The organism is Streptomyces sp. NPDC088747, assembly GCF_044751025.1.
Classification (GTDB): domain Bacteria; phylum Actinomycetota; class Actinomycetes; order Streptomycetales; family Streptomycetaceae; genus Streptomyces.
Map to the genome: position 1 here is coordinate 12,099 of NZ_JBIVKZ010000001.1, position 13,213 is coordinate 25,311.

A 13,213-nucleotide genomic window follows, 5' to 3' on the forward strand; every position below is an offset into this window, starting at 1 on the left:
CAGCTTAGGGGCAGCGTGAGCGCCGTGCGCTGCCTTATGGTCCACTTCATGACTTCGTTCCGCCCCGCACCCGCCTGGCTGGCCGACGCCGTCTTCTACCAGATCTACCCGCAGTCGTTCGCCGACTCGAACGGCGACGGCATCGGCGACTTCGCCGGAATCGCCGAGCGCCTCGACCACCTCACGTGGCTTGGCGTCAACACCGTCTGGCTCAACCCCTGTTTCGTCTCACCGTTCCGGGACGCCGGGTACGACGTCTCCGACTACTACAACACCGCGCCGCGTTACGGCTCGAACGACGCCCTCGTCGAGCTGGTCGAGGAAGCGGGCCGTCGCGGCATTCGCGTACTGCTGGACCTCGTGGCCGGTCACACCTCCGACGAGCACCCGTGGTTCAGGGCGTCCGCGAACGACCCCGGTGACGACCGGTACATCTGGACGCCCGAGGCCGATCGGGCGGGCTTCGTCGCCTCCCCCGGCACCCGCCCCGGCGGCTACCTGCCGAACTTCTTCGCCTTCCAGCCCGCTCTCAACTTCGGTTACGCGCGGCAGAATCCGGCCGAGCCGTGGCGGCAGCCGGTCGACGCGGACGGTCCGCGCGCCAACCGCGCGGCGCTCCGCTCGATCATGGATCACTGGCTCGGCAAGGGCCTGTCCGGCTTCCGCGTCGACATGGCCGCGTCGCTCGTCAAGGACGACCCGGACAGGGTGGAGACGGCGCGGATCTGGACGGAACTGCGCCACTGGCTGGACGAGGCGCATCCGGACGCGGTGCTGCTCTCGGAGTGGGGTGAGCCCGAAGTGTCCGTTCCGGCCGGCTTCCACACCGACTTCTTCCTCCAGTTCGGCGGACCCACCGACGGCCGCGCCCTGCGTTCGCTGTGGAGCAACGCGGAGGGCACGGTCAACGAGGCCTGGGACCCGCTGGACTGCTTCTTCGACGCGAGCGGCAAGGGATCGCCGCACCCGTTCGTCGAGGCCTGGCGCGAGGCGTCGGCAGCCGTGGCGGGCCGCGGTTTCGTCTCCCTGCCCACCGCCAACCACGACTTCTCGCGCCTCAACTGCGGCCCCCGCAGCGCCGAGCAGCTCCCCGCCGCCTTCGCCTTCCAGCTCACCTGGCCGACGCTTCCGGCGATCTACTACGGCGACGAGATCGGCATGCGCTATGTCCCGGGCCTCCCCGAGAAGGAGGGCAGCGTGCTGGGCCCCCGCTACAACCGAGCGGGTTCCCGCACTCCGATGCAGTGGGACGAGGGCCCGAACGCGGGCTTCTCCACCGCTCCCGCGGACCGGCTCTACCTCCCTGTCGACCCGTCCCCGGACCGCCCGAACGTCGCCGCCCAACTCGCCGACGACACCTCGCTCCTCCACCTCGTACGACGTCTCATCGCGCTCCGCACGAGTTCCCCGGAGCTGGGTTCGGACGGCTCGGTGGAGGTGCTGAACGCCGGATATCCGTTCGTGTACGTGCGGGGAGGGCGGTATCTGGTGGTCGTCAACCCGCAGCTGAACGAGGCGGGTTACGAGGTGGGCGAAGCCCGGGCCGCCACGGCGCTGGAGGTTTCCGGCGTCCGCGTCGACGGGGCGACGATCACCGCGCGAGGGTTCGGGTACGGGATCTTCGACCTCGGCGACGTGAACTGACGGGCCACCGAGGGCGGTTGCCTCAGCCGCGCGGCCAGGGACGGCCGTCGAGGCGCTCGACGTCGCTGTTGAGGCGGCTGAGGTAGGCGGCGAACTCGGCCACCTCCTCGGGCGACCAGTCGACCATGACCTTGTCCAGGCCGCTGACGTTCTGGGCTCGGTCGGCCGCGAGCCGGCGCGCGCCCTCGTCGGTGATGGCGAACTTGCGGGCCATGCCTCCGTCGGGGTCGGGCATCCGCTCCACGACCCCGGCCCGCAGCATGGCCGCGGTCTGCCGGTTGAGGGTGGAGGTGTCCAGCCCGAACGCCTCGCTGAGCTGCCCGATGGACATCGGCCCCTCGACCTGGATGCGGCTGAGCAGCAGATAGGCACTCCGGTCGAGGCGCCCCTCCAGGCCCCGCGCACGCGGAGTCAGCAGGGTCAGATAGCGCCCGAGCAGCATGGTCTCGAACTCGATCAGATCTAGGGGCTTGTCCACGCGACGCTTCCTTTGGCTCCCGGCTCGCCCTCCACCGGGAAGGCCACCTTCCGACCAGGTATACCACGCAGGATGTGTATGATGCACTCGACATGCATCATACACATCATATGCAAGGTGCATGCAGCCATGGCCAGGAAGACCCAGAGGGAGTAACCCCGTGGACAGTCCCAAGCCCGCAGCCCGCTCCGGCGGTGTTGTCGGCATCCTTGCCTTCGCGGGCATCGTGGCGGCGCTCACCCAGACCCTGGTGGTCCCCCTCATCGGGGAACTGCCGACCATGTTCGACACCAGCGCGTCGAACGCCTCCTGGGTGATCACCGCCACCCTCCTGGCGGCCGCGGTGGCGACGCCCGTCGCCGGACGGCTCGGAGACATGTACGGCAAGCGGCGCATGCTGCTCGTCTCGCTGGTCCCGCTGATCCTCGGCTCGGTGGTCTGCGCCCTGTCCTCCTCGGTGGTCCCGATGATCGCCGGACGCGGCCTCCAGGGCCTGGGCATGGGCGTGGTGCCCCTGGGCATCAGCCTCCTGCGTGACGTGGTGCCGGCGGAGAAGCTGGGCTCGTCCATCGCGATCATGAGCGCTTCCATGGGCGTGGGCGGCGCGCTCGGCCTGCCGTTCGCCGCGGCGATCGCCGAGAACGCGAGCTGGCGCGTGCTGTTCTGGGTCGTCGCCGCGCTGGCTGTCGCGGTCGGCACGGTGATCTGGTTCTTCGTCCCCGCGGGCCGCGAGAAGTCCGCCTCGGGCGGCTTCGACGTCCTCGGCGCGATCGGTCTCGGCGCCGCGCTGATCTGTCTGCTCCTCGGCGTCTCCAAGGGCGCCGACTGGGGCTGGGGAAGCGCCACCACCCTCGGCCTGCTGGCCGCGGCGGTCGTCCTGCTGCTGGCCTGGGGCCGCTGGGAGCTGCGGACCGGCGAACCCCTCGTCGACCTGCGCGTGACCGCCCGCCCGCAGGTCCTGATGACCAACGCGGCCTCGATCCTGGTCGGTTTCGCGATGTACGCCCAGTCGCTGGTGATCCCCCAGCTGCTCCAGATCCCCAAGGCCACCGGTTACGGCCTCGGCCAGTCGATGCTGGCCATGGGCCTGTGGATGGCCCCGGCGGGCCTGATGATGATGGTGATGTCACCCCTCGGCGCCAAGCTCTCCGCCGTAAAGGGCCCGAAGATCACCCTGTCCTTCGGAAGCCTGATCATCGCCATCGGCTACGGCATCTCGCTGCCGCTGATGAGCACCGGCTCCACCTGGGGCCTGCTCGTGGTGACCATCGTCTGCAACACCGGTGTCGGGTTCGCCTACGGCGCCATGCCGGCCCTCATCATGGGCGCGGTCCCGCAGTCGGAGACCGCCTCGGCGAACAGCTTCAACACGCTGATGCGCTCGATCGGCAGCTCGGTCTCCGCCGCCGTGATCGGCGTGGTCCTGGCGCAGATGACCACGGACTTCGGCGGCTTCGCGCTGCCCTCCGAGAACGGCTTCCGCGTCGCCATGCTGATCGGCTGCGGTATGGGCCTCGGGGCGTCGATCCTCGCCTTCTTCATCCCCGTCCGCGCGGCCCTCGCGCAGCCGGAAACCGTCGTCACCCCGGATCCCGCTCCCGAGGTGTCCGCGACCAAGGCCTGACCTGCCCTTCTCCGCACACCGGCCGCCTCCGCCCTCTCGGGCGGGGGCGGCCCGCGCGTTTCCCGACGCACCCTCGACCGGCCGTTACGCCGAGCCGCGCCGCGGGCGGCAGGGGCGCCGGGGTCGCGGACCCGCCGAGCCCGAGCTGAGACGCACATCACAGCCGAAGTCGGCGATCCGGTGCTACATTGCACACAGCACTTGTGTACGCCCCGTCTCGGGCGCCGGTGCTTGTTCCACTTCTTCTCGCTGACCCGCCCCTCGCTCCGCGACCGGCGCACCAGCTTCCCGGCATCACCTCCTGAGTACCGCCACAGGCAGTTCCCGCCGTCCGGCGTACCCCAGGTGATGTCTCCCCGCCGCACGGAGGCGTGAGCACGCCGCCTCTCCCGGCACCTCCCCCTCCCTTCTTCATGACCTCGTGAACCCGTCCTCGAAAGGACCACTCTCATGACCACCACACTCGAACACCCCCCAGTACGACAGCAGCAGCCCCCGACACGGGTGAGCGGTGTCCTCGACATCACCCACAACGGGCAGGGGTACCTGCGCCCCGCCGCGAGCTGCCTGCCCACGTCGGCCGACACCCAGGTGTCCGCCGCGCTGATCCGCAGGCACGGCCTGCGCAAGGGCGACACCGTCGAAGGCGTACGCGGCGGCCCCCGTGCCCTCGCCGAGGTGGAGCGGATCAACGGGCGAACGCCCGAAGAGCTGCGCCGCCGCCCGCACTTCCGTGACCTCACCCCGCTGCACCCGCGTGACCGGCTCCGGCTGGAACACCCGGCGAGCGGAGCGGCCGGCCGCCTCATGGACCTGCTCGCACCGGTCGGCAAGGGTCAGCGCGGACTGCTGGTCGCCCCGCCGAAGACCGGCAAGACGGTACTGCTCCAGCAGATCGCCGCGGCCGTCGCGGGCAACCACCCCGAATGCCACCTGATGGTGGTGCTGCTCGACGAGCGGCCGGAGGAAGTGACCGACATGCGGCGCTCCGTGCGGGGCGAGGTCTTCGCCTCGACCTTCGACCAGGCGCCCAAGCAGCACATCGCCCTCGCCGAACTCGTCATCGAGCGCGCCAAGCGGCTCGTCGAGATGGGCCAGGACGTCGTCATCCTGCTGGACTCCCTCACCCGGCTGTGCCGGGCGCACAACAACGTGGCCGCCTCCGGTGGCCGCACGCTCAGCGGCGGTGTCGACTCCGCCGCGCTCCAGGGGCCGAAGCGGTTCTTCGGCGCCGCACGCCTCGCCGAGGAGGGCGGCTCGCTGACCATCCTGGCCACCGCCCTGGTGGAGACCGGCTCCCGGGCCGACGACTACTTCTTCGAGGAGCTCAAGAGCACCGGCAACATGGAGCTCCGCCTCGACCGCACCCTGGCCTCCAAGCGGGTGTTCCCGGCCCTCGACATCACCGGATCCGGCACCCGGCGCGAGGAACTCCTCCAGCCCGCCGCCGAGTTGACCACCGTCCGAGGACTGCGCCGGGCGCTCCAGAGCCGTGACGGCCAGGGCGGCCTCGAGACGCTCCTGGAGCGGATGCGCGCCACCCCGGACAACGCGGCCTTCCTCCGCCAGGTCCAGCCGACGCTGCCCTCCTGACTCCTCCCTGCCCTCCTGACCCTCCCACGTGCGGCATCCGGGTGTTCGATCCCGCTGTTCGGGCCCGGCAGCCCGGCACAGAGCGTGTCCGTTCCTACTTTTGCGAAATGACCATCGGATTCTCTTCCCGCGCCGTCGTCCGCTGCTCCGCCCTCTGCGCGGCAGGAGCCCTGGCCCTCGCGCCGAGTGCGGTCGCCGCCCAAGCGGGCACGGACCCGAGAACGCCGAATGCCTCGGCCTCGCCGTCGCCGCTGTACGGGACCGGCACGCAGGTCCGGCCGGGGCGGGGCGCCCCCAAGCTCCCCGCCGACGTCTCCGCGCTGTCGTGGCTGGTCGCCGACGCCGGCACCGGCAAGGTGCTCGCCGCGCACGACGCGCACCGCAGACTGCCGCCCGCCAGCACCCTCAAGGCTCTCTTCGCCCTCACGCTGATCCCGGTGCTGCCCGGCCGCATCCGGCACACCGTCGACGACCGGGAACTGCTGGGAATCGGCGAGGGCAGCAGCCTGGTGGGCGTGGCCGGAGGGCGCACCTACCGCGTGGCCGACCTGTGGCGCGGTGTCTTCCTCAACTCCGGCAACGACGCCGTCCATGTGCTGGCCGCGATGAACGGCGGCTGGCGCACCACGGCCGCCCAGATGCAGGCCAAGGCCCAGGCTCTGGGCGCCCTCGACACGCGGGTCCTGTCGCCCGACGGATACGACACGCCGGGACAGGTCTCCTCCGCGTTCGACCTCGCGGTGTTCGGGCGGGCCGGGCTGCGCAACGCCGACTTCGCGCGGTACTGCGCCACCGTCGAGGCCAGGTTCCCAGGCGGAGGCGGCTGGTCGTTCGGGATCAAGAACACCAACCGGCTGCTGACCGGCGCCGACGGGGTGGAGCCCTACCCGGGCCTGATCGGCGTCAAGAACGGCTCCACCAGCAACGCGGGCAGCACCCTGGTGGCCGCCGCGCGCCGGGACGGACGCACCCTGGTCGTCACGGTGATGAACCCTCAGGAGGGCGGCCGTTTCGCGGTCTACGAGGAGGCCCGCTCACTGCTCGACTGGGGCTTCGGGGCGTCCGGACGGGTCACCCCCGTCGGCTCGCTCCTCGAGACGCGACCCATGCCTGCCGCCGGACCCGCCGTCCGGCCGGCCGCGCTGCCCGCGACGGGCGGACCGGGCTGGCCCGCGGCGGCCGCGATCGCCGGCGCGGCCGCTCTGGGCGCGGGCGGTGTGGCCCTGGCCCTGCGGATCAGGGCAGGCCGGCCGACGCGCGGCTGACCGGCCGGCAGCCACAGCAGCAGCCCGAGCGTGATCCACGTGTACGCGTTGCCGCCGACGAAGCCGTCCAGACCCGACGCGTCGTCGAACCACAGCCACACCACGCTGGTGCACAGGATCGCGTACAGAACGGCCGCGGTCCGCAGGTGACGCCGGCGCAGCAGGATGGCGAAGGACGGCAGCAGCCAGACGAGGTGGTGCACCCAGGTGATCGGGCTGACGAGGCAGGCGGCGAGCCCGGTGAGGGCGAACGCGGCCGTCCAGTCCCCGTCGGCCGCGGCCCGCGAGGTCCGCCGGGCCCAGACGCAGAGCACCACCAGGGCGGCCGCCGCCCAGAGAGCCCTGCTGGGTTCCTCCGGGGCCACCAACCGGGCCAGCACACCCTGAAGGGACTGGTTGGAGACATAGCCGAGGCGACCGATGCGGTCCGTGTCCCACAGGGCGTGGGTCCAGTAGAAGCGCGAGGCTTCCGGTGCCACCCAGGCCGCCAGTGCGGTGGCCGCACCGGCCACGGCAGTCGCCACCGCTGCCGCTCGCCAGCGACGGGCGAGCAGCAGCATGCCGATGAAGATGGCCGGGGTGAGCTTGACGGCGGCGGCGAGGCCGATGCCGACGCCCGCCCGGCGGCCCCGCCCGGTGGTCAGCAGCCAGGCGTCGCTCAGCACCAGGGCCAGCAGCAGCAGGTTCACCTGGCCGAAGCTGAAGGTGTCCCGGACCGGTTCGAACAGGGCCAGCAGACAGGCGGCCAGGGCGAAGCCGAACCAGCCGTACCGGCGCAGCGCGGGCCCGACCAGGATCCACACCACGGCGGCCAGCGCGGCGCAGTTGAGCAGCAGTCCGATGGCGATCGCGGTGTGCAGTCCGACCAGCGACATGGGCAGCATGCTGAGGGCGGCGAACGGCGGATAGGTGAAGCCGTAGGTCGTCCCGGGCACGAGGTAGTCGTAGATCCGGCCGTCCCCGTGGGCCCAGGCGTCGATCGTCCCGTAGTAGACGCGCAGGTCGAACCAGTCGCGCAGGAGCGGCACGGTGGCGGTGAACACGGTTACGGCGACGGCGAGTCCGAGGATCAGGAGCAGCCGGCCGCGGTCCGTGCAGGGAAGCCGGGCCGAGAGATCGGAAAGTGCGGGAAACGTGCGGGGGCGTCTCATGCGGTGCGCTCCAGAACCGGCGCCTGCGCCGCTTGGTGTGCCTGCCAGAGCACGACGAGGGCGAGCAGTCCGCCGGAGACCGCGAGGACCACCTGTTGGGCGTCCGGCGCGTATCCGCTCGGCAGTACGGCGAGGGCGAGCACTCCGCTCACGGCGGCGACCCGGTGCCGCACGGAACCGCTGGGCGCCGCGGCGGCGATGAGGAACAGTCCCCACAGCGCGTACCAGGGCCTGATCGCCGGGCCGAACACGGCCACGGTGGCGAGGCTCAGGCCCAGCGCGTAGATGGGCCCCGGCCGCAGGCGCAGCCATATGAACAGGACGATGATCACGGTCAGTACGAGTCCGGCCGTGTGCCAGAGCGGCAGGGCCAGCGGTGCCAGGCCGCTGTCGAGCTTTTCGAGCACGGTGGCGGTGGCACGACCGAGGAGGCTGGTGAGCGACCAGTTGTGCGGTGAGACCGGGGTCCGCAGAGCGGCGATCCAGCCGTAGCCGGTACCGGTGACGGCGGTCACCACGGCCGTGGTGCCGAGAGCGGCGACCGTGGTGGTCAGGATGGACCGCACCAGTCCCCGCCGTCCGCGCAGCGCGATCACCGCCAGCAGACCGAGCGCGGCGGGTGCCTTGACCAGCGCCGCGAGCGTGATGAGCACGACGCCGACGACGGGCCACCGGCCACGGGCGGCCACCAGGCCGACGCCGAGCAGTCCGAGCATGATGGCGTCGTTGTGCGCGCCGGCCACCAGGTGCAGCAGGACCAGGGGGTTCAGGGCGCCCAGCCACAGCGCGGCGGCCGGATCGGCGCCGCTGTGCCGGGCGAGACGGGGCAGCGCCGCCGCCATCAGCGCGACGCCGAGCAGGGCGACCACGCGCATGCCGATCAGTCCGGCCGGGATCTCCCCGCGGGTGAATCCGGAGAGCGTGGAGGCGACGGCGAGGAAGACCGGGCCGTACGGCGTCGCGGTCTGCTGCCACACCGGCGCCACCTCGTCGGCGAGCGGGCCGCCGAGCTGGGCGGGCCCGTGCGCGTACACGTCGATGTGCGCGTCGACCATCGCGCCCTGCGCGAGATAGCTGTACACGTCCCGGCTGAACAGCGGCGGCGCGAGCAGCAACGGCGCGGCCCAGACCGCCAGAACCAGCAGCAGGGAGCGCGGAGTCGGCGGTTCGGGGCCGCGCACGACGGTGCCGAGCAGCGCCCACGCCGCAATCAGCAGGACCACGCCGAAGTACACGCCGACCAGGCCGAGTACGGCCTGGGCGGACTCGGGTGCCAGGAACTCCCGCGCGGGCAGGGCTCCGGCCGTCTCACCGCCCAGAGCGAGAAAGGCAGAGCCGGCCAGACCGAGAACCTGACAGCGGCGGAGATCGACGGGAAATGCCATGGCCAACACTCGGAAAGCGTGTCAACGCCGGGTGGCCGTAGAGCGACGTACTTCCCTCCGTACGGCGGCCTGCGCGTGACCTCCGTGTGAGACCCCCGCGACGGGTCCCGGTCGCGATCACGGAGGGCTCCGCCGATGCGACGGATCAGAAGACGGAGACCCCTGTGAGAGTCGTGAAACGGTCGAGAGCCGCGACGCCCGCGACCGAGTTGCCCCGCTGGTCGAGGCCCGGGCTCCACACGCACAGCGTGCAGCGGCCCGGCACGACCGCGATGATCCCGCCGCCGACACCGCTCTTGCCGGGCAGCCCGACCCGGTACGCGAACTCGCCCGCCGCGTCGTAGGTGCCGCAGGTGAGCATCACCGCGTTGACCTGCTTGGCCTGGCTCTGGGTGAGCAGCCGGGAGCCGTCGGCGCGGATGCCGTGCCTGGCCAGAAACCCGGTGGCCAGCGCCAGGTCGGCACAGGACGCCTCGATCGAGCACTGCCGGAAGTACTGGTCGAGGAGGACCGGCACGGGGTTGTCGATGTTGCCGTACGACGCCATAAAGTGGCCGAGAGCGGCGTTGCGGTCCCCGTGCAGGGCCTCGGAGGCGGCGACGTCCTTGTCGAAGGTGAGGCCCTCGTTGCCGCTCTCCGTACGCAGGAAGGCGAGCAGGGCTCCGGCCGCGTCCTGGGTCTGCGTCTGGAGCCGGTCGGTGACGACCAGGGCCCCCGCGTTGATGAACGGGTTGCGCGGGATGCCGTTCTCGTACTCCAGCTGCACCAGGGAGTTGAAGGGGTTGCCGGACGGCTCGCGGCCGACGTGCTCCCACAATTCGTCGCCCTCGCGGGCCAGGTCGAGGGCGAGGGTGAACACCTTGGTGATGGACTGCGTGGAGAAGGGCTGGCGCCAGTCCCCCACGCCGTACACGGTGCCGTCGAGCTCGGCGACGGCCATGCCGAAGCGGCGGGGGTCGCAGGCGGCGAGCGCCGGGATGTAGTCGGCGGGCCGCCCGCGCCCGGGGGTCTGCGCGATCTCGGTGGCGATGCGTTCCAGGACCGGCTGGAAGGTCAGCGACGGTGACATGATCACCAGTGTGCCGCCCGGCCGGCCCTCGTGCTCACCGGTCCCGATCGCGGCCACTCCCCCGGTACGACTCGACGCGGGGCCCGGGAGGTTCGGCCCCACGGCGTCGGGGCCGAGGACGGTCCTGGCGTACGCGATTCACGCGCCGGGGCTCCCGGCTCGCGAGTCCGTACGTGCTTCACGCACCGCCCGTCGGCGTGAGCGGGTCGAGCGCGCGGGTGGGCCGGACGCTGCCGACCACGGCGCCGCCCCCGAGGAGCGGGACACCTGCGAAGCCGGTGAGCGCGGCCGGGTCGACCCCGCTGCGTGCGAGGGCGGCGGCGGTCACCGGGATCCGGGCCCGGTCGGCGCCGTCGGAGATCTTCACGGCGACGGCTCTGCCGTCCGGCAGAGCCGCGAACTGCACGCCCTCGAAACCGTCCTTGCTGAGCAGCCCGGGAACGGCCCGCATCAGCGCGGCGACATCGCGCCCCGATCCCGACGCCATCTCGGCGTGGTCGCGCATCGCGTCGGCGACCCGTGCCTCGGGGGTGCCCGGGGCGGCGGTGGTGATCCTGGCCGCCGCGCGCGCCAGGCCGTGCAGCGAGACGGAGAACAGTGGCGCGCCGCAGCCGTCGACGGTCACCCGGGCGATCGCCTGTCCGGTGAGGTCCTCGACGATCTCCGCGATGGCCTGCTGGAGCGGGTGCGCCGGGTCCAGATAGTCGTCGAGGGACCAGCCGTTGAGCCTGGCCGTGTAGAGCATGGCGGCGTGCTTGCCCGAGCAGTTCTGCGCGAGCCGTGAGGGCGGGCGGCCCTCGCGCACCCAGACCTCGCGTACGGCCGGGTCGTACGGCAGGTCCGGGACGTTGCGCAGTCGGTCCTCGGACACGCCTGCCAGTTCCAGGATCCGCCGGGTCCCGGCCAGGTGCCGTTCCTCGCCGGAGTGGCTGGCCGCGGCCAGCGAGAGCAGCTCGCCGTCGAGCGGCAGGCCGGCCCGCAGCATCGCCGCGGCCTGGAGGGGTTTGACCGCCGAGCGCGGATAGAAGGCGGCCTCGATGTCGCCGATCTGGAGCTGCACCGTCCCGTCGGCGGCGAGCACGGCCACCGAGCCGTAGTGGATGCCCTCGATGACACCGCCGCGTACGAGATGGGCGACGGGTGCGTGCAGGGGCTCGCGGATCACGGGAGCCGCGGCGAGCGAACTGCCGTACGTACTGGGCCGGTTCACGCGTCCGCTCCGGGGTGGATACGGGTGTCCTGGCGCTCCGCTCGGGTGCGGGGCCCGGCGCCGACGCCGCCCGCCGGCCGGGTGTCCCGCGTCAGGGGCTGCTCGCTCACGCCTCAAGTCCGCCTTTCATGGGGGGTGTTCACGCGCTGGGGGTGCACGATGGAGCTCAGGGTGGTCTCGACGCGGTCGAGGTGGTGGGACATGGCCTGGGCCGCGTCGTGTTCGCTGCCGTCGATCAGCGCCTCGACGATCTCGCGGTGTTCGCGGTTGGACTGCTCACGACGGCCGCCGAGTTCGTTCAGGAAGGCCGACTGGCGGGCCAGCGCGTCCCGGATCTCCTCGATGACCTTGCGGAAGACCGGGTTCTGTGCGGCTTCGGCGACGCCGATGTGGAAGACCGTGTCCATCGCCACCCAGGCGGTGGTGTCGGTCTCCCGCTCCATCCGTTCCAGGAGATGGGTGAGGTGGTCGAGGTTCTCCGGGGTGCGGCGCACCGCCGCGTACCCGGCGGCCGGGATCTCGACGTGGCGGCGGACCTCCAGCAGATCGCCGGCCGCGTAGTCGCCGAAGGTGGGGTCCTCGACGGCGTTGGCGAGGACGAAGGTGCCCTTGCCGGTGCGGGACACGGTCAGGCCCATGACCTGGAGGGCCCGCAAGGCCTCGCGGAGCACCGGGCGGCTGACCTCCAGGCGGCGGCACAGCTCCGCCTCCGAGGGGAGCTTGTCGCCGATGGCGTACTCGCCGCGCTCGATGGCGCCGCGGAGGTGGACGAGCACCGCTTCCATGGCGCTGACCCGCCTCGGTACCGACCCACCTGTCTGGCTGTCTGACAGGTTCACGGGGTGATCCTGCGGGGCACGGGAGGCGGCTGTCAACTGCCGGCCAGAGCCCCCGGGCGCGGATTCAGCCGAGGACACCCGCCCCGAGCAGCCCGAACAGCGCCGCGCCGATCACCAGCCGGTAGATCACGAAGGCGTTGAAGGAGTGCTTGGCGACGAACCTCAGCAGCCAGGCGATGGAGCCGTACGCCACGACGAACGACACCAGCGTGCCGACGGCGAGCGGAGCGGCGCCGACCCCCGCGCCCAGGGCGTCCTTCAGCTCGTACAGCCCGGCACCGGTCAGGGCGGGGATGCCGAGGAAGAAGGAGAGCCGGGTGGCGGCCACGCGGTCGAGGTCCAGGACGAGCGCCGTGGACATGGTGGCGCCGGAGCGCGAGAAACCCGGGAGGAGCAGGGCCAGGATCTGGGAGCCGCCGACCAGCATCGCGTCCTTGAACGAGGTGTCGTCCTCGCCGCGTTTGTGCCTGCCCATCTGGTCCGCCGCCCACATCACGCCGCTGCCGACGATCAGCGAGGCGGCGACGACCCAGAGCGAGGCGAGTGGTCCCTCGATGAGCGGTTTCGCCACCAGCCCCACGATCACGATCGGGACGGTCGCGCAGATGACCCACCAGGCGAACTTGTAGTCGTGGTGGTAGCGCTCCCTGGGGTCGCGCAGGCCACGGCCCCAGGCGGCGACGATCCGCACGATGTCCTTGAAGAAGAACACGAGCACGGCGGCGATCGCGCCGACCTGGATGACCGCGGAGAACCCGACCACAGCGTCGTCGTCGACGGGGATGCCCATCAACCCTTCGGTGATCTTGAGGTGGCCGGTGGACGACACGGGGAGGAACTCGGTGACCCCCTCGACGGCTCCGAGGATGACGGCCTGACCGACGTTGATGACGCTCATGGGATCCAGTTCTGCGCGGCGACAGTGCTGCCGCCAGTCCTACTACGCGCGGGAAAG

General features: G+C 71.7%; 10 protein-coding genes and 1 pseudogene. 4 read left to right on the plus strand and 7 right to left on the minus strand.

What is annotated here, in order from left to right; genetic code table 11:
• Positions 1-48 precede the first annotated feature (48 nt).
• Positions 49-1,644: an alpha-amylase family glycosyl hydrolase gene (locus tag ACIP79_RS00060; RefSeq protein ID WP_401217029.1), complete on the plus strand. Its 1,596-nt coding sequence runs from the start codon at positions 49-51 to the stop codon at positions 1,642-1,644.
• Positions 1,645-1,666: 22 nt separating this feature from the next.
• Here ACIP79_RS00060 and ACIP79_RS00065 read toward each other — a convergent pair whose 3' ends face one another.
• Complete coding sequence (locus tag ACIP79_RS00065; protein ID WP_383688315.1) at positions 1,667-2,122, minus strand: MarR family winged helix-turn-helix transcriptional regulator; 456 nt, start codon at positions 2,120-2,122, stop codon at positions 1,667-1,669.
• A 121-nt stretch (positions 2,123-2,243) separates the two neighbouring features.
• Between ACIP79_RS00065 and ACIP79_RS00070 the strand changes: the two genes are divergently transcribed.
• From ACIP79_RS00070 to ACIP79_RS00080, 3 genes and pseudogenes are all read left to right on the plus strand, one after another.
• On the plus strand, positions 2,244-3,746 hold the full coding sequence (locus tag ACIP79_RS00070; protein WP_401217033.1) for an MFS transporter: 1,503 nt from the start codon (positions 2,244-2,246) through the stop codon (positions 3,744-3,746).
• A 450-nt stretch (positions 3,747-4,196) separates the two neighbouring features.
• Positions 4,197-5,339: a transcription termination factor Rho gene (gene rho / locus ACIP79_RS00075; RefSeq protein ID WP_401217036.1), complete on the plus strand. Its 1,143-nt coding sequence runs from the start codon at positions 4,197-4,199 to the stop codon at positions 5,337-5,339.
• Between the two features lie 107 nt (positions 5,340-5,446).
• Positions 5,447-6,322: pseudogene (locus ACIP79_RS00080) on the plus strand (D-alanyl-D-alanine carboxypeptidase family protein); the annotation flags it as partial.
• Positions 6,323-6,357: 35 nt separating this feature from the next.
• Here the strand turns inward: ACIP79_RS00080 and ACIP79_RS00085 are convergent.
• From ACIP79_RS00085 to ACIP79_RS00110, 6 genes are all read right to left on the minus strand, one after another.
• The gene (locus ACIP79_RS00085; RefSeq protein WP_401217039.1) at positions 6,358-7,755 is read right to left on the minus strand and encodes a glycosyltransferase 87 family protein; all 1,398 of its coding nucleotides are present in this window, start codon (positions 7,753-7,755) and stop codon (positions 6,358-6,360) included.
• Positions 7,752-9,140: a polyprenol phosphomannose-dependent alpha 1,6 mannosyltransferase MptB gene (gene mptB, locus ACIP79_RS00090; protein WP_401217042.1), complete on the minus strand. Its 1,389-nt coding sequence runs from the start codon at positions 9,138-9,140 to the stop codon at positions 7,752-7,754. The genes ACIP79_RS00085 and mptB overlap by 4 nt, the downstream gene beginning before the upstream one ends.
• 145 nt (positions 9,141-9,285) lie before the next feature.
• Entirely contained in the window at positions 9,286-10,209 is a 924-nt protein-coding gene (locus tag ACIP79_RS00095; protein WP_401217044.1) for a glutaminase, read from the minus strand.
• A 178-nt stretch (positions 10,210-10,387) separates the two neighbouring features.
• A complete protein-coding gene (locus ACIP79_RS00100) occupies positions 10,388-11,419 on the minus strand; it encodes an asparaginase (RefSeq protein WP_401217047.1) in 1,032 nt (343 codons plus the stop codon).
• Positions 11,420-11,532: 113 nt separating this feature from the next.
• Positions 11,533-12,204, minus strand: coding sequence for a FadR/GntR family transcriptional regulator (locus ACIP79_RS00105; protein WP_401219140.1), 672 nt, complete (start codon positions 12,202-12,204; stop codon positions 11,533-11,535).
• 118 nt (positions 12,205-12,322) lie between these two features.
• Positions 12,323-13,156, minus strand: coding sequence for an undecaprenyl-diphosphate phosphatase (locus ACIP79_RS00110; RefSeq protein WP_401217049.1), 834 nt, complete (start codon positions 13,154-13,156; stop codon positions 12,323-12,325).
• Positions 13,157-13,213 lie beyond the last annotated feature (57 nt).